The 20,204-nt window shown below is 69.5% G+C and carries 17 protein-coding genes; 16 read left to right on the top strand and 1 reads right to left on the bottom strand.

The window, feature by feature from the left end; translation table 11 throughout:
* Nucleotide 1 precedes the first annotated feature (1 nt).
* The 15 genes from QE410_RS10335 to QE410_RS10265 all read left to right on the top strand — a co-directional run bounded on the left by QE410_RS10335 (nt 2) and on the right by QE410_RS10265 (nt 16,045).
* Nucleotides 2-1,792: a penicillin-binding protein 2 gene (locus QE410_RS10335; RefSeq protein WP_307331388.1), complete on the top strand. Its 1,791-nt coding sequence runs from the start codon at nt 2-4 to the stop codon at nt 1,790-1,792.
* A gap of 64 nt (nt 1,793-1,856) precedes the next feature.
* Nucleotides 1,857-3,269, top strand: a complete 1,413-nt coding sequence (murF, locus tag QE410_RS10330; protein ID WP_307331386.1) for a UDP-N-acetylmuramoyl-tripeptide--D-alanyl-D-alanine ligase — start codon at nt 1,857-1,859, stop codon at nt 3,267-3,269.
* Nucleotides 3,266-4,372, top strand: coding sequence for a phospho-N-acetylmuramoyl-pentapeptide-transferase (gene mraY / locus QE410_RS10325; protein WP_307331383.1), 1,107 nt, complete (start codon nt 3,266-3,268; stop codon nt 4,370-4,372). The genes murF and mraY overlap by 4 nt, the downstream gene beginning before the upstream one ends.
* Nucleotides 4,354-5,889, top strand: a complete 1,536-nt coding sequence (gene murD / locus QE410_RS10320; RefSeq protein ID WP_307331381.1) for a UDP-N-acetylmuramoyl-L-alanine--D-glutamate ligase — start codon at nt 4,354-4,356, stop codon at nt 5,887-5,889. Before mraY ends, murD begins: the two co-directional genes overlap by 19 nt.
* An 11-nt stretch (nt 5,890-5,900) precedes the next feature.
* The gene (ftsW, locus tag QE410_RS10315) at nt 5,901-7,148 is read left to right on the top strand and encodes a putative lipid II flippase FtsW (protein WP_307331379.1); all 1,248 of its coding nucleotides are present in this window, start codon (nt 5,901-5,903) and stop codon (nt 7,146-7,148) included.
* 139 nt (nt 7,149-7,287) lie between these two features.
* A complete protein-coding gene (locus tag QE410_RS10310) occupies nt 7,288-8,361 on the top strand; it encodes a glycosyltransferase (RefSeq protein WP_307331374.1) in 1,074 nt (357 codons plus the stop codon).
* A gap of 172 nt (nt 8,362-8,533) precedes the next feature.
* Nucleotides 8,534-9,940, top strand: coding sequence for a UDP-N-acetylmuramate--L-alanine ligase (murC, locus tag QE410_RS10305; protein WP_307331370.1), 1,407 nt, complete (start codon nt 8,534-8,536; stop codon nt 9,938-9,940).
* Between the two features lie 110 nt (nt 9,941-10,050).
* Entirely contained in the window at nt 10,051-10,875 is an 825-nt protein-coding gene (locus QE410_RS10300; protein ID WP_307331367.1) for an FtsQ-type POTRA domain-containing protein, read from the top strand.
* 151 nt (nt 10,876-11,026) lie between these two features.
* Nucleotides 11,027-12,214, top strand: coding sequence for a cell division protein FtsZ (ftsZ, locus tag QE410_RS10295; RefSeq protein ID WP_307331364.1), 1,188 nt, complete (start codon nt 11,027-11,029; stop codon nt 12,212-12,214).
* A 70-nt stretch (nt 12,215-12,284) separates the two neighbouring features.
* The gene (locus tag QE410_RS10290) at nt 12,285-12,968 is read left to right on the top strand and encodes a YggS family pyridoxal phosphate-dependent enzyme (protein WP_307331361.1); all 684 of its coding nucleotides are present in this window, start codon (nt 12,285-12,287) and stop codon (nt 12,966-12,968) included.
* Nucleotides 12,969-12,999: 31 nt separating this feature from the next.
* Entirely contained in the window at nt 13,000-13,473 is a 474-nt protein-coding gene (locus QE410_RS10285; RefSeq protein WP_058232395.1) for a cell division protein SepF, read from the top strand.
* A 6-nt stretch (nt 13,474-13,479) separates the two neighbouring features.
* Entirely contained in the window at nt 13,480-13,782 is a 303-nt protein-coding gene (locus QE410_RS10280) for a YggT family protein (protein WP_307331359.1), read from the top strand.
* Nucleotides 13,783-13,914: 132 nt separating this feature from the next.
* Entirely contained in the window at nt 13,915-14,532 is a 618-nt protein-coding gene (locus tag QE410_RS10275; protein WP_307331355.1) for a DivIVA domain-containing protein, read from the top strand.
* A gap of 9 nt (nt 14,533-14,541) precedes the next feature.
* A complete protein-coding gene (lspA, locus tag QE410_RS10270; RefSeq protein WP_307331352.1) occupies nt 14,542-15,120 on the top strand; it encodes a signal peptidase II in 579 nt (192 codons plus the stop codon).
* Between the two features lies 1 nt (nt 15,121).
* Complete coding sequence (locus tag QE410_RS10265; RefSeq protein WP_307331348.1) at nt 15,122-16,045, top strand: RluA family pseudouridine synthase; 924 nt, start codon at nt 15,122-15,124, stop codon at nt 16,043-16,045.
* A 55-nt stretch (nt 16,046-16,100) separates the two neighbouring features.
* Here QE410_RS10265 and QE410_RS10260 read toward each other — a convergent pair whose 3' ends face one another.
* Nucleotides 16,101-16,574 (bottom strand): NUDIX domain-containing protein, encoded by a 474-nt coding sequence (locus QE410_RS10260; protein WP_307331345.1) that lies wholly within the window; start codon nt 16,572-16,574, stop codon nt 16,101-16,103.
* Between the two features lie 100 nt (nt 16,575-16,674).
* On the opposite strand from QE410_RS10260, the gene dnaE reads away from it, so the two are divergent.
* Nucleotides 16,675-20,187 carry a DNA polymerase III subunit alpha gene (gene dnaE, locus QE410_RS10255; protein WP_307331342.1) on the top strand — a complete coding sequence of 1,171 codons (3,513 nt, stop codon included), beginning with the start codon at nt 16,675-16,677 and terminating at the stop codon, nt 20,185-20,187.
* Nucleotides 20,188-20,204: the final 17 nt, after the last annotated feature.

The following is a 20,204-nucleotide window of genomic DNA, read 5'->3' as shown; positions in this document are numbered from 1 at the left end:
CATGACGACAGCCACCTCCCGGTCCCCGCGGCGTCGCACCGTCGTCGCCCTCGCCGTCGTTCTGGTCGTGCTCGTCGCCTTCGTCGTGCGACTCGTCGACATCCAGGTCGTCAACGCCCGCGAACACGTCGACGACTCCCTGGCGATGGGTCTGGAATCGTCGCGCACGCTCTACGGCTCGCGGGGGGCCATCGTCGACGCGAACGGTACGCCGCTGGCGAGCAGCATCAACCGCTACGACGTGCAGATCGACCCGATGCTCGCCGTTGACGGCATCGAGACGTACGACGGCGACGAGAAGATCACGACCGCCTGGCCCGAGCTCGCCGGACGCATCGCCGCCGTCCTGGGCATGAGCACCGGCGACGTGCAGAAGATCGTCGCGGACGCCCTGGCCGACAACCCCGATTCTCGGTACGCGGTCATCGCCAAGGCCGTCTCCACCGAGCAGTACCGGGCCCTGGCCGACCTCGGACTGCCCTTCCTGAGCTTCCCGCCGCAGGCGGGCCGGGTGTACCCCGACGGCGCCGTGGGCGGCAACCTCCTCGGCTTCGTCGGCAGCGACGGGCAGGCGCTCGCGGGCCTCGAAGCGGCCGACGACTCCTGCCTGGCATCCACCAACGGCAAGGTCGTCTTCCAGAAGAGTCCATCCGGTGTGGTGCTGCCGGGCACCGAAGTCGTGACCCAGCCCGCCGTCGACGGCGGCACCCTGCAGCTCACCATCGACCGCGACCTGCAGTGGTACCTCGGCCAGCTCATCGCCGAGCAGGTGCAGAACACCGGGTCGTTGCGCGGCACCATCACGGTCGTCGAGACCAAGACGGGGAAGATCCGGGCCCTGGCGGAGTACCCCACCGTCGACCCCAACGACCCCACGGCCACGCCCGAGACCGATCGCGGCAGCGCCGCCTTCGGCGATCCGAACGAGCCGGGGTCGACCATGAAGGCGATCACGGCGGCCATCGGCCTCGACAGCGGGGCCTTCGATGCCGGCACTACCGTGACGGCGTCGTCTCGTGAGGTGCTCGACGGTGGCGCACGCATCTCCGACGCGTTCGCGCACCCCGAGAACCGCTACACCCTCACGGGCGTGCTCATCGACTCCTCGAACGTCGGCATCTCGAAGTTCGGCGAGATGATTCCGCTGGACACGCGCATCTCGTACCTGCAGAAGTTCGGACTCACCGAGCAGACGTCGGTCGGGTTCCCGGGCGAGTCGTCCGGCATCCTGCGCGACCCGGCGACCTGGGACAAGCAGACGTTCTACAACACCACCTTCGGACAGGGCCTCGCGGTGACCGTGCCCCAGCTCGCCGGCGCGTACCAGACGATCGCGAACGGGGGAGTGCGCATGCCGCTGTCTCTCGTCGAGAGCTGCACCGCCGCCGACGGCACCGTCACCGACGTGCCCGACGCGCAGGGTGAGCGCGTCGTGTCGGAGGATGCCGCGCGCACGGTGTCGCAGATGCTCGAGAACGTCGCGACCCAGGGAACCCTCGCCGACCAGGTCGCGATCCCCGGTTACCGCGTGGCCATCAAGACCGGTACCGGTGAGAAGACCGACCGCGACACCGGTGCCTACAAGTCGGACGCCTACTTCACCACGATGATCGGTTTCGCCCCCGCCGACGACCCGCAGTACGTCGTCGAGGTCAACCTCGACGAACCGCGGACGGTAAAATCGTCGGCGGCCACCGCGCCCGCCTTCCAGAAGGCCCTCACGCAGGTTCTCAAGACCTACCGGGTCATTCCCTCTGGAACCACGACCCCCGAACTGCCCAAGTTCGGCTGAGACACCCGGATGCCGGTCTCGTCTCGGTAACGAATGCGACATCGGAAAGGGCGTCCGCACAGCAATGATCTCCACGAGCCTCTCCCACATCGCCGACGTGCTCGGCGGTCGCCTGGTCGCACGCCGCGGCGACACCGGCGACACCCTCGTCTCGGGCCTGGTCGACACAGATTCGCGTCTCATCGAGCCCGGCGGGATCTTCGTCGCCAAACCCGGTGAGACCACCGACGGCCACCTCTTCGTCGGCACCGCGGTCGATCGCGGCGCGGCGCTGGCGATCGTCGAGCGCGAACTCGACGACGACGTGAGTCAGATCGTCGTCCCCGACGTCGTGACGGCCCTGAGCGACCTCGCCCGCGACGTCGTGGATCGCGTGCGTGCCGGCGGCGAGTTGAAGATCGTGGGGATCACCGGGTCCAACGGCAAGACGACGACCAAGAACCTGCTCGCGCGCATCCTCGCCGACGAGGGCGAGACCGTGTCGCCCCGCGCCTCGTTCAACAACGAGGTCGGCGCGCCGCTGACGATGCTGCGTGTGACGGATGCCACCCGGTTCCTCGTCAGCGAGTTCGGCGCCAGCGCGCCCGGTGCGATCGCCCACCTCGCGGGACTCGTGACCCCCGACATCGGCGTCGTGCTGATGGTCGGCATGGCTCACGCCGGCGGTTTCGGCGGCATCGAGTCGACCTTCCACGCCAAGAGCGAGCTCGTGACGGCCACCCGCGAAGGCGGCCTCGCCGTGCTCAACGCCGATGACCCCCGCGTGGCCGCGATGGAGCCGATCGCGCGCGAGCGCGGGCAGGGCGTGCGGTGGTTCGGCCGCGGCGAACGGGCCGAAGTGCGCGCCGTCGACGTCGAGGTCTCGGCATCCGGAACCCGCGCCGACCTGCTCGTCGACGGGCAGGCGTACACCCTCACCCTGCGCGTGCTCGGAGAGCACCACGTCATGAACGCCCTCGCCGCGATCGCTGCGGCGACGGCCCTGGAGGTGCCGGCCGCCGACGCGATCGCCCGCCTCGAGACGGTCGAGATCGCCGAGCGGTGGCGCATGCAGCCGCTCGGGTCCGAGCGGGTACGCATCATCAACGACGCCTACAACGCCAGTCCCGACTCCATGGCCGCGGCCCTTCGCACCCTCGCGCAGATCACCGGCCCCGGCGAACGCACGGTCGCCGTGCTCGGGGCGATGAGCGAGCTGGGCGAGTACGCCGACGAGGAGCACGACCGCGTCGGGCTGCTGGCCGTGCGTCTTCGCATCCAGCGCATCGTCGTCATCGGCCCTGAGGCGCGCCGCATGTACCTCGAGGCCATCGCCCAAGGCTCGTGGGACGGCGAGGCCGTGTTCTTCGCCGACGCCGATGCGGCCTACGACTACCTCTCGACCGAACTGCGCGACGGTGACCGCGTGCTGGTGAAGTCGTCCAACTCGGCGGGGCTCCGGCACCTCGGCGACCGTCTGGGAGACTTGTTCGCGTGAGATCACTTCTGACAGCAGCGGCGATCTCGCTCGCCTTCACCCTCTTTCTCACCCCGGTGTTCCTCCGGTGGTTCCGCCGGTGGGGGTGGGGGCAGGTCATCCGCACGCCCGAGAACGTGCACAACCCCTCGCACGGTGCCAAGCGCGGCACGCCCACCATGGGCGGCACGATCTTCATCCTCGGCACGATCATCGGCTACCTCATCGGCTCGTTCGCCGGCAACAACCCGCCCACGCTGTCGGGACTGCTGGTGCTGTGGCTCATGCTCGGTTTCGGCGTCGTCGGCTTCATCGACGACTTCATGAAAGTGCGCCACCAGAACAGCCTCGGACTCTCCGGCTGGCGCAAGATCGCCGGGCAGATCATCGTGGCCGTGCCCTTCGCCATCGTGGCGCTGAACTTCCCCAACAGCATCGGGCAGACCCCGGCGTCGGAGTACATCTCGGTGTTCCGCGACATCCAGGTGCTCTCGCTCTTCGCCCTCGGCCCGGTGCTCGGTTGGCTGCTGTACCTGGCGTGGATCTCGTTCATCGGCACCGCGGCATCCAACTCCGTCAACGTCGCCGACGGGCTCGACGGCCTCGCCGCGGGGTCGGGCATCTTCGTCGTGGGCGCATACAGCCTCATGGCGTTCTGGCAGAACAAGCAGATGTGCGCCGACGCGCTCGACCCGACCGTGCAGGCCGGATGCTACGCGGTGCGCGACCCGTTCGACCTGGCGATCGTATCGGCGTCGTTCGTCGGCGCGCTGGTCGGGTTCCTCTGGTGGAACGCGCCGAAGGCCAAGGTCTTCATGGGCGACTGCGGCTCGATGGCCATCGGCGGCGTGATCGCCGCAATGGCGATCCTCACCCGCACCGAGATCCTGCTCGTGCTCATCGCGGGCGTCTACGTCATCGCCTCGGGCTCGGTCATCCTGCAGCGCGCCTACTTCAAAGCGACCAAGGGCAAGCGTCTGTTCCTGATGAGTCCGCTGCACCACCACCTCGAGATGCGCGGGTGGCCCGAGGTCACGATCGTCGTGCGCATGTGGATCATCGCCGGTCTGCTCGCCGTCTCGGGCATCGGTTTCTTCTACGTCGAATGGCTCTCCCTCGTATGACCGACCTCACCTCCCTCACCAGCTGGCACGCCGACTGGAAGGGCGTGCGCGTCGCGGTGCTCGGCCTGTCGGTCACCGGGTTCTCGGTCGCCGACACCCTCGCCGAACTCGGCGCCGTCGTGCTCGTGGCGACCGAACGGGCGGATGCCGAGTACGCCCGGCTCCTGCCGGTGCTGGGCGTCGACCTGTACGAGGGGCCGCTGGATGCCGTGCCGTCCGCCCTCGCGGAGTTCGCCCCCGAGGTGGTCATCGCCTCGCCCGGATTCCCGCCGCACCACCCCGTCATCCGGTGGACGCAGGAGGCGGGCATCGCGCTGTGGGGCGATGTGGAGCTGGCGTGGCGCGTGCGCGACAAGGTCGTACGCCCCGACGGGCGCCCCGCCGACTGGGTGCTCATCACCGGCACCAACGGCAAGACCACCACCACCCGGCTCACGGCCGAGATGCTCGTGACCGCGGGTCTGCGCGCCGCTCCCGTGGGCAACATCGGAACGCCGATGCTCGACGCCGTGCGCGACCCGAGCGGCTTCGACGCCCTGGTCGTCGAGCTGTCGAGCCACCAGCTGTGGTACCTCAACCTGCAGGAGGGCGACGACGCGCTGTCGCCCCACGCCGCGGTGTGCCTGAACCTCGCCGACGACCACCTCGAATGGCACGGCGGCGCCGACGCGTACCGCGACGCGAAGGCCGGCGTCTACGCCCGCACGCGCGTGGCCTGCGTCTACAACAAGGCCGACCTCGCCACCCGCGGGATGGTCGAGGACGCCGAGGTCATGGAGGGCGCGCGCGCCATCGGCTTCGACCTGGGAGTTCCCGGTCCCAGCGACCTCGGTGTCGTCGACGGCATCCTCGTCGACCGCGCGTTCCTCGAGGAGCGCGCGACCTCCGCCCTGGAGCTCACGACGGTGGCCGACCTCGCGGCCCGGGGGCTGGCGGCGCCGCACATGGTCGCCAACATCCTCGCGGCATCCGCCCTCGCCCGCTCGCTCGGGGCCACCCCGGCGCACATCTTCGACACGCTCGAACGCTTCCGTCTCGACCCGCACCGCATCCAGGTCGTCGGCGCGCACGCCGGAGTGACCTGGGTCGACGACTCCAAGGCCACCAACCCGCACGCCGCCGCGTCGTCGCTGGCGGCCTACCCGGGCGCCGTCTGGGTCGTCGGGGGCCTGCTGAAGGGCGTCGACCTGAGCGATCTCGTCCGCGCCCGCGGCGGTGCCGTGCGCGCGGCCATCGTCATCGGCACCGAGCGCGGCGACATCGTCGCGGCGTTCGCGCGACACGCCCCGGCGGTGCCGCTGTTCGAGGTCGACCACGCCGAGACTGAAGACGTCATGGCCCAGGTCGTCGAGCTGGCGGCGGGTGTGGCCCGGGACGGAGACACCGTGCTCCTGGCTCCCGCGGCGGCATCCTTCGACCAGTTCGCGTCCTACTCCGACCGCGGTGAGCGCTTCGCCGACGCGGTACGGGCGTGGATCGCGGACCACGGCGACGGAGCATCTCGACCGCACGACTGAGGGGGACACGCGTGACCACGACGGCGCCTCCTGGCCGGCAGGCCTCCGACGACCAGCCCGAGCGCGGCGGACTCATCGCCCGCGTCTCGCTCGGTCGGGCGTTCCGGCCGGTGTCGAGCGAATTCCTGCTGATCACCTCGGCCGCACTGCTGCTCACCGGGTTCGGCCTCGTGATGGTGCTGTCGGCCACCTCGGCCCTCGACAACGGCCAGAGCCCGTTCGACCACGTCATGAAGCAGAGCGTGTTCGCCGTCGTCGGCATCCCGCTGATGTTCGTGCTCAGTCGCGCCCCGATGAGGTTCTGGCAGAGGATCGCGTGGCCCGCCCTGATCCTCGCGACGGCGTTCCAGCTGCTGGTGTACGTGCCCGGCCTGGGAATCGCGGCGAACGGAAACCGCAACTGGGTGGCCATCGGCGGCTTCCAGTTCCAGCCCGCGGAGTTCCTCAAGCTCACCCTGGCGCTGTGGATGGGCGCGGTGCTCTACCGCAAACGTCGTTTGCTGACCTCCTGGGCGCACGTGTTCATCCCCGTCGTGCCGGTCTCGGTGCTCGTGATCGGCACGGTGCTCGGCGGCAAGGACCTCGGCACGGTGATGATCCTCGTGCTGGTGGTGCTGGGCGCGCTGTTCTTCGCGGGCATCAAACTGCGCATGTTCATCCTGCCGGCTCTGCTGTCGGTGGTCGTGGTGCTGCTGTCGGCCGTCGGCAGCGAGAACCGCATGGAGCGCATCGGCAGCCTCTTCGCCCCCGATGACGCCTCGTGCTACTACTCGACCTGCTACCAGTCGTTGCACGGCATCTGGGGGCTGGCGAGCGGCGGGCTGTTCGGCCTCGGCCTCGGCAACTCGAAAGAGAAGTACGACTGGCTTCCCGCCGCCGCGAACGATTACATCTTCGCGATCATCGGCGAGGAGCTCGGCCTCATCGGCTGCGTGGTCGTGCTCGTGCTGTTCGCCCTGTTCGCGATCGGCGCGTTCCGCATCATCCGCCGCACCGATGACACGTTCGTGCGCATCATCGCCGGCGCGATCACCCTGTGGATCGTCGGCCAGGCGCTCGTGAACATCGGCGTGGTGCTGCGCATCTTCCCGGTGCTCGGCGTCCCCCTGCCGTTCATGTCGCAGGGCGGCACGTCGCTGCTGTCGGTGCTCATCGCGTGCGGTGTGCTGCTGTCGTGCGCGCGCACGCTGCCGGATCGCCGCGCCGTCGCCGCGGCCCCGGCGCGCACCGCCGGGCGTACCGGGCGGTCTCGGGGCTGAACCGATACCGTTCGCAGGACGGCGCGGACCCCGCAGGTCTCTGTGCGGAACCGTCCACCGAGATCGCGCCCACCGCGGCGATGCGCTCCCCGGGGAGACCGGCACGCCGACCGGCCCCCGACCTCGTTAGGGTCGTACGGTGACGACTTACCTCCTCGCCGGCGGCGGTACCGCCGGCCACGTCAACCCGCTCCTGGCCGTCGCCGACGGCCTTCGCGCGCGCGACGCCGCCGCCGAGGTGCTCGTGCTCGGCACGCGCGAGGGGCTGGAGGCCCGTCTCGTGCCGATGCGCGGCTACGAACTGCTCACCGTGGCCAAGGTGCCGTTCCCGCGTCGCCCCGACCGTGCTGCCGCGGCGTTCCCGACCCGGTTCCTCCGCGCCATCGCCCACGTGCGCCGCCTCATCCGCGCGCGCGGCGTCGACGTCGTCATCGGCTTCGGCGGGTATGCCGCCGCTCCCGCGTACCTCGCCGCACGCCGGGAGCGCGTGCCGTTCGTCGTGCACGAGGCCAACGCCAAGCCGGGGCTGGCGAACGTGCTGGGCGCCCGCGGTGCGGCGGGCGTGGGTGTGGCGTTCGAGGGCACGCCCCTGCGCGGCGCGCGCGAGGTCGGGATGCCGCTGCGTCGCGAGATCGTCGAGCTCGACGCCGCCGCCACGCGCGCCGAGGCCGCCGCGCACTTCGGACTGGATGCCGCGCGGCCGACCCTCCTCGTGTTCGGCGGCTCGTTGGGGGCTGTGCGCCTGAACACCGCGTTCGGGGGTGCGTGGCGCGACGTGCTCGACGCCGGCTGGCAGTTGCTGCACGTCACGGGACAGAACTCCGACCTGCCCGACCCGGGCGCTGAGGGTTACGCCGTCGTGCGCTACGTCGACCGGATGGACCTCGCCTTCGCGCTGGCCGACCTCGTCGTCTCTCGTTCGGGTGCGGCGACCGTCAGCGAGATCAACGCGCTCGGCATCCCCGCCGTGTACGTGCCCTACGCGGTCGGCAACGGCGAGCAGAGCCTCAACGCCGCCGCCTCCGTGCGCGCGGGCGCGGCGATCCTCATCGCCGACGCCGATCTGACGCCCGAGCGCGTGCGCAGCGACATCGTGCCGCTGCTGCGCGACGACGCCCGCCGCGCGGCGATGCGCGACGCGGCCGGCCGCACCGGCATCCGAACCGGCACCGAGAACGTGATCGCGCTCATCGACGAGGCGCTGGCGCGCTGACGCCCGCGGGTCGCGCTGCCGCTCACCCGCACCGCCGACCCGAGCGGATGCCACGGGTCGCGCTGCGTCTGATCCCTCGCACGATCGAGTCTGGTGACGGTGGGCCCCGGACGGCGCACGCGGGCGTGCCGGGGCGTGCGCGCAGGATGGGCGACGTAAACTCGCAGACGCCATGATCAGACCCGACCTGAGCCTCCCCATCCCCGAGGACATCGCCTCCGCCCACTTCATCGGAATCGGTGGATCCGGGATGTCCGGGCTCGCCCGCATGTTCCTCGACCGCGGCATCCGCGTCTCCGGTTCCGACCGCTCCGACAGCGCGGCGCTTCGCGACCTCGCCGCGCAGGGCGCCACGGTCCACGTCGGCCACGACGCCGCCCACCTGGGAGACGCCGACACCGTCGTGCACACCGGCGCGATCTGGCCCGAGAACCCCGAGTTCGTCACGGCGAAGGAGCGCGGCCTCCACGTCATCCACCGCTCGCAGGCGCTGCACTGGCTCATCGGCGGACGCCGGCTGGTCTCGGTCGCGGGCGCCCACGGCAAGACCACCTCGACCGGCATGATCGTCACGGCGCTGCGTGCCCTCGAGATCGAGCCCACCTTCGTCAACGGGGGAGTGATCGCCGACCTCGGCGTCTCCAGCGGCACCGGCAGCGATGACCTCGTCGTGATCGAGGCCGACGAGTCCGACGGCACCTTCGAGTTGTACGACACGTCGGTGGCGCTCATCACCAACGTCGACCCCGACCACCTCGACCACTACGGCTCGCGCGACGCGTTCGACGCGGCGTTCGCCCGTTTCGCGGATGCTGCGCGCGAGGCCGTCGTGATCTCGGCCGACGACCCCGGAGCGCGCGCCGTCCGCGAACGCATCACGCACGCGAACGTCGTGACCTTCGGCGAGGACGCGGCAGCCGACGTCCGGCTCAGCGGCATCCGCACCGACGGGCCGGTGTCCTTCACGCTCACCGCCGACGGCGAGAGCGTCGACGTGCGGTTGCGCGTTCCCGGCGCCCACAACGCCGTCAACGCCGCGGGCGCCGTCGCGGTGCTCCGCGTGCTCGGTCACTCCCTCGCCGACGCCGCGCGCGCGGTCGAGGGCTTCGGCGGTACGGTCCGCCGCTTCGAGCTGCACGGGGTGCAGCAGGGCGTCAGCGTCTACGACGACTACGCGCATCACCCCACCGAGGTCGCCGCCGCCCTGTCGGCCGCCCGCACCGTCGTCGGTGAAGGGCGCATCATCGCGATCCAGCAGCCCCACACGTACTCCCGCACGCAGGAGATGTTCCGCGAGTTCGCCGAGGTGCTCGAGACCCACGCCGATCACACCGTCATGCTCGACGTGTACGGCGCGCGCGAAGACCCGGTGCCCGGGGTCACGGGCGAGCTGGTCAGCGGCGCCTTCGCCGATCCCGCCCACGTGCACTACGTGCCCGACTGGCAGGCGGCTGCCGACTACACGGCCGAGATCGCTCGTCCCGGCGACTACGTGATCACCCTCGGCTGCGGCAACGTGTACCAGATCATCCCGCAGGTGCTCGAAGCGCTCTCGCGCACCGAGGCCGCGGCGGTCTGAGCGTGAAGCGGCCCTCGCCCCTCCCGCAGCCGCCGGAGTCCGTCCGCCCCCTCCCGCGGGTCGAGCGGCCGGTCGCCCGGGATGCCGCTACGGCCGAGCAGACCGCTCCGGTGACGCCCCTCACCCGTCCCGGATCGGTGGATGCCGCAGCGCAGCCGTCCGTCGACGGCGGCGCGGGGCTTCGCGACGTGTGGCGGGCCTCGCGGGCCCGTCGACGGGTGATGAGGGCCGAGGTCAAGCGCTTCACGGTACGCAGTCGCCGTCGCCGCAACATCTTGATCGGCGTGGGCGCCGCAATTCTCGCTACCGTGGTCGGCACCGCGGGTGCGGCGTACAGTCCGCTGTTCGCGCTCGAGCGCATCGACGTCGTGGGCACTTCGCAGCTCGACGCCGCCGCCGTCACCGAGGCGCTGAGCGGGCAACTCGGCACGCCGCTCGCCCTCGTCGACGACAGTGCGGTCAAAGCCGCCCTCGTGCGTTTCCCGCTCGTGGAGTCCTACACCCTCGAGGCGCGACCGCCGCACGACCTCGTGGTGAACGTCGTCGAGCGCACACCGATCGGGGCGATGCAGACCGCGGCGGGTTTCACGGTGGTGGATGCCGCCGGCGTCGCCCTGTCGACGACCCCCGACGCTCCGGCGGGGCAGCCGGTGCTCGAGATCGCCGAGGGCACGTCGTCGGCGGCCTTCCATGCGGCCGGCCGCGTCATGCGCGCCCTCCCGGATGCGGTGCGATCGCAGGTGACCGGCGTCACGGCATCCACTCCCGACGACGTCACCCTGACGCTGGGCGCGTCGGGGTCGAAGGTGGTGTGGGGGAGTGCGGATCGCTCGGCGGAAAAAGCCGTCGTGCTCGACCGGTTGATGCAGAAGAGCCCGCCCGATCGGGCCAAGGAATACGACGTAACGTCGCCCGAGGCGGGCGTCGTCCGCTGATCTTCCCGGCGAATATCCGACACGCCGCGTGTCGGGCGGGCGGGGTCGGATCCGCCACCTACCTTCGAGCTAAGGAATTGCATACCGGGCAATTCTTTAACCCTCAACATGAGGTTTAGAGTTTCGGGTTCGGGGACAAACGGAGGCCGGCATGAGCCACAACCAGAACTACCTCGCCGTGATCAAGGTCGTCGGTGTGGGCGGGGGCGGCGTCAACGCCGTCAACCGCATGATCGAGCTCGGCCTGCGCGGCGTGGAGTTCATCGCGATCAACACCGACGCGCAGGCGCTGCTCATGAGCGACGCCGACGTCAAGCTCGACGTGGGTCGCGAGCTCACCCGGGGACTCGGCGCAGGTGCCGACCCCGAGGTCGGCCGTCGCGCCGCCGAAGACCACGCGGAAGAGATCGAGGAGGCCCTGCGCGGCGCCGACATGGTCTTCGTCACCGCGGGTGAGGGCGGTGGCACGGGCACCGGTGGTGCGCCGGTGGTCGCCAAGATCGCCAAGTCGATCGGTGCCCTCACCATCGGTGTCGTCACCAAGCCCTTCTCGTTCGAGGGTCGCCGACGCCAGAGCCAGGCCGAGGCCGGTGTCGGACGCTTGAAAGAAGAGGTCGACACCCTCATCGTCGTCCCCAACGACCGTCTGCTCGAGATCAGCGACCGCGGGATCTCGATGATCGAGGCCTTCGCGACCGCCGACCAGGTGCTGCTCGCGGGTGTCCAGGGCATCACCGACCTGATCACCACCCCCGGCCTGATCAACCTCGACTTCGCCGACGTCAAGAGCGTGATGCAGGGTGCGGGCTCGGCCCTCATGGGAATCGGCTCCGCCCGTGGCGCCGACCGCGCGATCAAGGCCGCCGAGCTCGCCGTCGAATCGCCCCTCCTCGAGGCGTCGATCGAGGGTGCGCACGGCGTGCTGCTGTCGATCCAGGGTGGCTCCAACCTCGGCATCTTCGAGATCAACGACGCCGCGCAGCTGGTCAAAGAAGCGGCCCACCCCGAGGCGAACATCATCTTCGGTACGGTCATCGACGACACCCTCGGCGACGAGGTGCGCGTCACGGTCATCGCGGCCGGCTTCGACGGCGGCGAGCCGTCGCTGCGCATCGACCCCGTCGGTGCCCAGCGTCCGGCGACCGCGCCGGTGCTGCCCGCGATCCCGGCCGACGATGTCGCCCGCGACCTCGATGCGGCCGAGGAGCAGAAGGCCACGACCGAGCGCGCCCCCGAGCGCCGCCCGGAGCCGGCCCCCGTCACCGCGCGCGTTCCCGAGACCTCGTACGACAACGGCTACGCCGACGACGACCTCGACGTGCCCGACTTCCTGAAGTAAGCACGAACGAACTCTCCGACGAAGCGGGTCCGGTCTCCACCGGGCCCGCTCTCGTCGTCGAAGGAGACCCATGGACACCGCCCTGGCCGACCGGCTCGCCGCCGTCGATGAGCGCATCCGGGATGCCGCCCGCGCGGCCCACCGCGATGTCGACGACATCACTCGCATCGTCGTGACCAAGTTCCACCCCGCCGCCCTCGTCGCCGAGCTCCACGCGCTGGGCGTGCGCGACGTGGGGGAGAACCGCCAGCAGGAGCTCACCGCCAAGCGCGCCGAGCTCGCCGGCATCCCGGACCTGACCTGGCACTTCATCGGGCAGGCGCAGACGAACAAGGCGCGCGCGGTGCGTGCGGCCGCCGATGCCGTGCACTCGGTCGACCGCGCCCGCATCGCCGACGCGCTCGACGCCGCGGACGGCACCGCCCCGCTGGACGTCCTGCTGCAGGTGAACCTCACCGACGACACCGGTCGCGGCGGGGTCGCCCCGGGCGGCGTCGAGCAGGTCGCGGTGCACGTGGCGGGACTACCGTCTCTGCGCCTGCGCGGTGTCATGGCTGTCGCCCCCCTCGACGAAGAGCCCGCGCGTGCGTTCGTGCGGCTCCGGGAGTGCGCCGACGCCGTGCGCACCGTCGTGCCCGAGGCGCGGTGGATCTCGGCGGGGATGACGGGCGACTTCCCCGAAGCGATCGCCATGGGCGCGACACACCTGCGGATCGGCTCCGCAATCACGGGCCCGAGGCCTGCGCGCGACTAGCCTCGGACCAGACGAGCGAACGGAGGATGCGATGTCGAACCCCCTCAAGAAAACGATGGTGTACCTGGGCCTCGCCGACGAGGAAGAGACCTATGAGGAGACAGCACCGCAGCCCATCGCGCGCAAGCAGCCCGCGCCGACTGCTGCTCCCGTCGAGAAGGCCGCGCCGGTGACCCCGCTGCACCGCCCCGCCGTGGTGCGCCAGCCCACTGCCGGGCCCGTGAGCGAGATCCTCACGGTGCACCCCAAGCAGTACCGCGACGCGCAGACGATCGCCGAGAACTTCCGCGAGGGCATCCCGGTCATCATCAACCTGTCGCAGATGAGCGACGCCGACGCGCGTCGCCTGATCGACTTCGCGAGCGGACTCTCGCTCGGACTGTACGGCCGCATCGAGCGGGTGACGAGCAAGGTGTTCCTGCTCTCGCCCGAGAACATCGCCGTCTCCGGCGACGGTGCGATCGCGCAGGCCGACCCCGAGGTCGCGCCCTTCGCGTCCCAGTAACGCGCCGTGGCCGTCGTGAGCCTGATCGGCTCCATCCTCAGCACGATCCTGTTCATCTACATCGTGATCCTGCTCGCGCGCCTCGTGCTCGAGTACATCCCGATGTTCAACCGCGAGTGGCGTCCGCGCGGCGTCACCCTGGTGCTCGCCGAGATCGTCTACACGGTGACGGATCCGCCCATCAAACTGATCCGTCGCGTCATCCCGCCCCTCCGCATCGGGGGCATCGCCATCGATTTCGGTTTCGCGATCGTGATGTTCGCCTGCTTCCTGCTGTTGAGCGTCACCCGCTCCCTCGCAGCCGTGTGAGCGCAGAGCCGCCGCTCTTGCGCCGGTGCTTCGACACCGGCGGAGGGCGGCGGCTATGCTGTTCCGAAGCGGTACGCCCCGGTGCGACACCCCCATCCCTTCCTTATCAGAGCTCTCGAAAGAGGAATCACCATGGCACTGACCCCCGATGACGTCGTCACCAAGCAGTTCCAGCATGTGCGCTTCAAAGAGGGTTTCGACCCCGATGAGGTCGACGACTTCCTCGACGAGATCGTCGTCGAGTGGCGCAAGACGATCGCCGAGAACGAAGAGCTGAAGAGCAAGCTCGCCGCCTACGAGTCGGGTGAGGCCACCCCCGCGCCCGCCGAGGCGCCCGCCTCCGAGGCCCCCGCGGCCACTGAGCCCGTTGTCGAAGAGGCTCCCGCTCCCGTCGCGTCGACGCCGACCTCCGGCCAGGAGCCCGCCGCCCAGAGCGCCGGCATCATCGAGCTCGCCCAGCGCCTGCACGACGAGCACGTCGCCGAGGGTCGTGCCCAGCGCGATCAGCTCATCAGCGAGGCCCAGGCTCAGGCGGCATCCATCGTCGCCGAGGCCGAGCAGAAGGGCCGCGAGGAGCGCGCCCGTCTCGAGAAGGAGCGCACCACGCTCGAGGGCCGTATCACCGAACTCCGCAACTTCGAGCGCGACTACCGCTCGCAGCTGCGTTCGTACATCGAGGGCCAGCTGCGCGACCTCGACACCACCGCGACGTCCTCGGGCTCGACGCCGGTGTCGGCGATCGGTCTGTAGGACGACTCTTTGCGCAGTCGATCTCCTCTGCGTCCGGCGGCGGCCGGCATCGTCATCGCGATTCTCGCGGTGCTGGTGCTGGCCGCCGACCAGTTGGCGAAGACCGTCGCCATCGACAGCCTTCCCCCGGAGCGCGTCGTCCCGGTTCTGGGCGACGCCCTGCAGTTCTATCTCGTACGAAACCCCGGGGCGGCGTTCTCGCTCGGCGAGGGCGTGACGTGGATCTTCACCATCGCGCTGGCCGTCGTCGCCGGCGTCATCGTCTTCCTGGCGGTGCGCCGCGTGCGTTCGCGCCTCTGGGCTGTCGTCTTGGGCCTGTTGCTGGGCGGCGTCCTCGGCAATCTCACCGACCGCCTCGTGCGTGAGCCGGGGTTCCCGGTCGGCCACGTCGTCGATTTCATCTCCACGCCCTGGATGATGCCCGCCATCTACAACGTCGCCGACATCTTCATCGTCTCGATGATGATCTCGGTCGCGATCCTCGTTCTCGCGGGGCTCCGCCTCGACGGCACTCGTGAGACGCGCGCGTCGCGGAACGCCGATGCCGGCGCCGACGTCGAGTCGTCGCCCGAGCCGGGCACACGCTGACATGGAGTCGCGCAGCCTTCCCGTTCCCGACGGGCTCGACGGAACACGCATCGACCAGGCGCTCGCCAAGATGCTCGGCTTCTCGCGCACGTTCGCGGCGGACGTCGCCGACGCCGGCGGCGTGAGCGTCGACGGTCGCACCGTCGGTCGCTCCGATCGCCTGCGCGCGGGCAGCTGGCTCATGGTGGAGTGGGAGCCCAAGCGCGACCCCGAGATCATTCCGGTCGCCGTTCCCGACCTCGGCATCGTGCACGACGACGACGACATCGTCGTGGTCGACAAGCCGGCCGGTGTCGCCGCGCACCCCTCGCTCGGATGGGAGGGGCCCACGGTTCTCGGCGCGCTGGCCGCGGCCGGCTTCCGCATCGCGACGAGCGGACCCGCCGAGCGCCGCGGCGTGGTGCACCGCCTCGACGCGGGCACGAGCGGCCTCATGGTCGTGGCCAAGACCGAGCGCGCCTACACGCTGCTCAAGAGCGCGTTCAAGGAGCGCGAGGTCGAGAAGATCTATCACGCCGTCGTGCAGGGCCACCCCGATCCGCTCGCGGGCACCATCGATGCGCCCATCGGTCGGCATCCGCACCATTCGTGGAAGTTCGCGGTCACTCCCGACGGCAAAGACTCCGTGACGCACTACGAGACGCTCGAGGCCTTCCCACGGGCGTCCCTGCTCGAGGTCCACCTCGAGACCGGTCGCACCCACCAGATCCGTGTGCACATGGCCGCCCACCGACACCCCTGCGCGGGTGACCCGCTCTACGGCGGCGACCCGACGCTGTCGGCGCGGCTGGGGTTGACCCGGCAGTGGCTGCACGCGCACCGGCTCGCATTCCTGCACCCCGGCACGGGGGAGTGGGTGTCGTTCGAATCGCCGTACCCGGCCGATCTGGCGCACGCGCTCGAGGTGCTCGGCGACGGCGTCTGAGACCGGCAAGTCGTGCGGGGCGCTCGCTGATGCGCTCGCCCGGCTATGTCGACCGTCAGCGTCCGCCCACGAAACGTGTCGGCCCATCGGTCAGCGCCGCCTGCACCCGCGCCGCCATCTCGGCATCCAGGATCTCCGCGATCTTCGACACCGGATGCCACCCCACCTCGGTCATCTCGCCGTCCACCGGCACGGGGTCGCCCGAGATCCAGGTGCACGCGAAGGTCATGTCGAGGTAGTCGCTCTGATCGCCGTTGGCGTACGTGACCCGGGGGATCTGGTGCACCCAGGCGAGTCTCTCGGCACGGATGCGCACGCCGGCCTCCTCCTCCGCCTCGCGAACGGCGGCATCCGCGGGCTCCTCCCCGGGGTCGACGATGCCGGTGATCGGTGTCAGCCGCCCGGTGTCGCTGCGGCGACCGAGGAGCACCTGGTCGTCGCGCACGATGACGGCGGTCACGCCCACGAGGGCGAGCGGGGCGGTGCCGATGTGGCGGCGCAGTTCGAGGATGAAATCCGGGGTGGGCACGCGCCCACCGTAGCCGAGCCGCGCGCGGAGGTCGGTGCCGACTGGGTGTCCGCCGCGAACATCCCGGGGCGATGTCGGAGGCCGAACGTACACTCGATACGTGGCAGCAGACTCCTTCGTTCACCTTCACGTGCACAGCGAGTATTCGATGCTCGACGGCGCGGCGCGCATCGGCCCGATGGTACAAGAGGCCGTCAAACAGGGCATGCCGGCGATCGCGGTCACCGATCACGGCAACACCTTCGCCGCGTACGAGTTCTACAAGACCGCCAAAGATGCGGGCATCAAGCCCATCATCGGCATCGAGGCCTACGTCACCCCCGGCACGCACCGCTCCGATAAGACGCGCGTGCGCTGGGGCTCGCCCGAGCAGCAGAGCGATGACGTGTCGGGTTCGGGCGCCTACACCCACATGACGCTCCTGTCCGAGACGACTGAGGGCATGCACAACCTGTTCCGGCTGTCGTCGAAGGCGAGCATGGAGGGTTACTACTTCAAGCCGCGTATGGACCGCGAGTTGCTGCAGACTTACAGCAAGGGTCTGATCGCGACGACGGGGTGCCCCTCCGGCGAGGTGCAGACCCGCCTGCGACTGGGACAGTACGAGGCCGCGCGCGCGGCGGCGGCGGAGTTCCAAGACATCTTCGGCAAAGACAACTACTTCGCCGAGATCATGGACCACGGGCTCTCGATCGAACGTCGCGTCATGGGCGATCTGCTCAAGCTGTCGAAAGATGTCGGCATCCCCCTCGTCGGCACGAACGACCTGCACTACACCCACCAGCACGACGCGACGAGCCACGCCGCCCTTCTCTGCGTGCAGTCCGGCTCCACCCTCGACGACCCGAAGCGCTTCAAGTTCGACGGCGACGGCTACTACGTCAAGTCGCCGGCCGAGATGCGTCAGGTCTTCCGTGACCACCCCGAGGCGTGCGACAGCACCCTTCTCATCGCCGAACGGTGCAACGTCGAGTTCGACACCTCGGCCAACTACATGCCGCGCTTCCCCGTGCCCCCGGGCGAGACCGAGAGCAGCTGGATGATCAAAGAGGTCGAGAACGGCCTCCACGACCGCTATCCCGGCGGCATCCCCGACGACGTGCGCAAGCAGGCCGAGTACGAGACCGACGTCATCCTGCAGATGGGCTTCCCCGGCTACTTCCTCGTCGTCGCCGACTTCATCAACTGGGCCAAGCGCAACGGCATCCGGGTCGGCCCCGGCCGCGGTTCGGGCGCGGGCTCGATGGTCGCTTACGCGATGAAGATCACCGACCTCGATCCCCTCCAGCACGGCTTGATCTTCGAGCGCTTCCTCAACCCCGACCGCGTCTCGATGCCCGACTTCGACGTCGACTTCGACGACCGCCGTCGTGGCGAGGTCATCCAGTACGTCACCGAGAAGTACGGCGACGAACGCGTGGCGCAGATCGTCACCTACGGCACGATCAAGGCGAAGCAGGCGTTGAAAGACGCCGGCCGCGTGCTCGGGTTCCCGTTCAGCATGGGTGACAAACTCACCAAGGCCATGCCCCCGGCGGTGATGGGCAAAGACATGCCGCTCGACGGCATGTTCAACCCCGAGCACCCCCGGTACAAAGAGGCGAGCGAGTTCCGCACCCTCATCGAGACCGACCCCGAGGCCAAGACCGTCTTCGACACCGCCCTGGGGCTGGAGAACCTGAAGCGCCAGTGGGGTGTGCACGCCGCCGGCGTGATCATGTCCAGCGAGCCGCTGATCGACATCATCCCGATCATGCGCCGCGAGCAAGACGGTCAGATCGTCACGCAGTTCGACTACCCTGCGTGCGAGTCGCTCGGCCTGATCAAGATGGACTTCCTGGGGCTGCGCAACCTCACCATCATCAACGACGCCCTGGACAACATCGAGGCCAACCGCGGCCATCCGCTGGTGCTCGAAGACCTCGCCCTCGACGACGCCGCGTCGTACGAACTGCTCGCCCGCGGCGACACGCTGGGCGTGTTCCAGCTCGACGGCGGGCCCATGCGCTCCCTCCTGCGCCTGATGCGCCCCGACAACTTCGAAGACATCTCGGCGGTGCTCGCGCTGTACCGTCCGGGTCCCATGGGCGTGAACTCGCACATCAACTACGCGCTGCGAAAGAACAAGCAGCAAGAGATCGAGCCGATCCACCCCGAGCTCGAAGAGCCCCTGGCCGACATCCTCGACACGACGTACGGCCTCATCGTCTATCAGGAGCAGGTGATGGCCGTGGCCCAGCGGGTGGCCGGCTACACGCTCGGCCAGGCCGACCTTTTGCGTCGCGCGATGGGCAAGAAGAAGAAGAGCGAGCTCGACAAGCAGAAAGAGATCTTCTTCGGCGGCATGACCGAGCGCGGCTTCGGCGAGGTCGCTCAGCAGACCCTGTGGAAGGTGCTCGAGTCGTTCGCCGACTACGCCTTCAACAAGGCGCACACCGCGGCCTACGGGCTGGTGTCGTACTGGACGGCGTATCTCAAGGCGCACTACCCGGCCGAGTACATGGCGGCGCTGCTGACCAGCGTCGGCGACTCGAAAGACAAGATGGCGGTGTATCTCAACGAGTGCCGCCGCATGGGCATCAAGGTGCTGCCACCCGACGTGAACGAGTCGATCCGCTTCTTCGCGGCCGTCGGCGAAGACATCCGTTTCGGTCTGGGCGCGGTGCGCAACGTCGGCACCAACGTCGTCGACGGCATCGTCGCCGCCCGTCAGGATGCCGCGTACACGTCGTTCCACGACTTCCTGTCGAAGGTGCCGGTGCACGTCGCGAACAAGCGCACGGTCGAGTCGCTCATCAAGGCCGGCGCGTTCGATTCGCTCGGTTCGACGCGGCGTGCACTCATCGAGGTGCACGAAGACGCCTGCGAGGGCGCGGTGCTCGACAAGCGTCGCGAGGCCAACGGCGAGGTCGGATTCGACTTCGATTCCCTCTGGGACGAACCGCAGCAGGTCGTCAAGGTACCCGAGCGGCCCGAGTGGACGAAGAAAGACAAGTTGGCGTTCGAGCGCGAGATGCTCGGACTGTACGTTTCCGATCATCCCCTCGCAGGACTCGAGGTGCCGCTGGCCAAGCACGCGTCGACGTCCATCCACGACCTCCTCGCCTCAGAAGACGTGCAAGACGGCGATCAGGTCACCGTGGCCGGGCTCCTCACGAGCGTTCAGCATCGCGTCGCCAAGCAGAGCGGCAACCCCTACGGCATGGTGACCGTCGAGGACTTCAACGGCGAGGTGACCGTGATGTTCATGGGCAAGACCTACGCCGAATTCGCGCCGATCCTTCAGGGCGACGCGATCATGGTCGTGCGCGGGCGGGTGTCGCGGCGCGACGACGGGTTGAACCTCCACGCGCAGAGCGCGTTCGCGCCCGATCTCGAAGGACTCGACGAGTCGGGCGGCCTCACGCTGGTCGTCCCCGAGCAGCGCGCGAACGAGGCGCTCGTCGGCGAACTCGCTCAGATGCTGCGACGGCACGCGGGCTCCACCGAGGTCGTGCTGAAGCTGCACAAGGGCGGCACGGCGAAGGTCTTCGAGGTGCCGATGCCGGTGCGCGTGACGGCCGATCTGTTCGGGGAGCTGAAGGGCCTTCTCGGCCCGAACTGCCTCGGCTGAGACGCCCGCAGAATTTG

Origin of the sequence: Microbacterium sp. SORGH_AS_1204, from assembly GCF_030818935.1 — a bacterium.
Taxonomy (GTDB): Bacteria; Actinomycetota; Actinomycetes; order Actinomycetales; family Microbacteriaceae; genus Microbacterium.
Note: the sequence above shows the minus strand (reverse complement) of the source record. Positions and strands in the feature narration are given on the sequence as shown.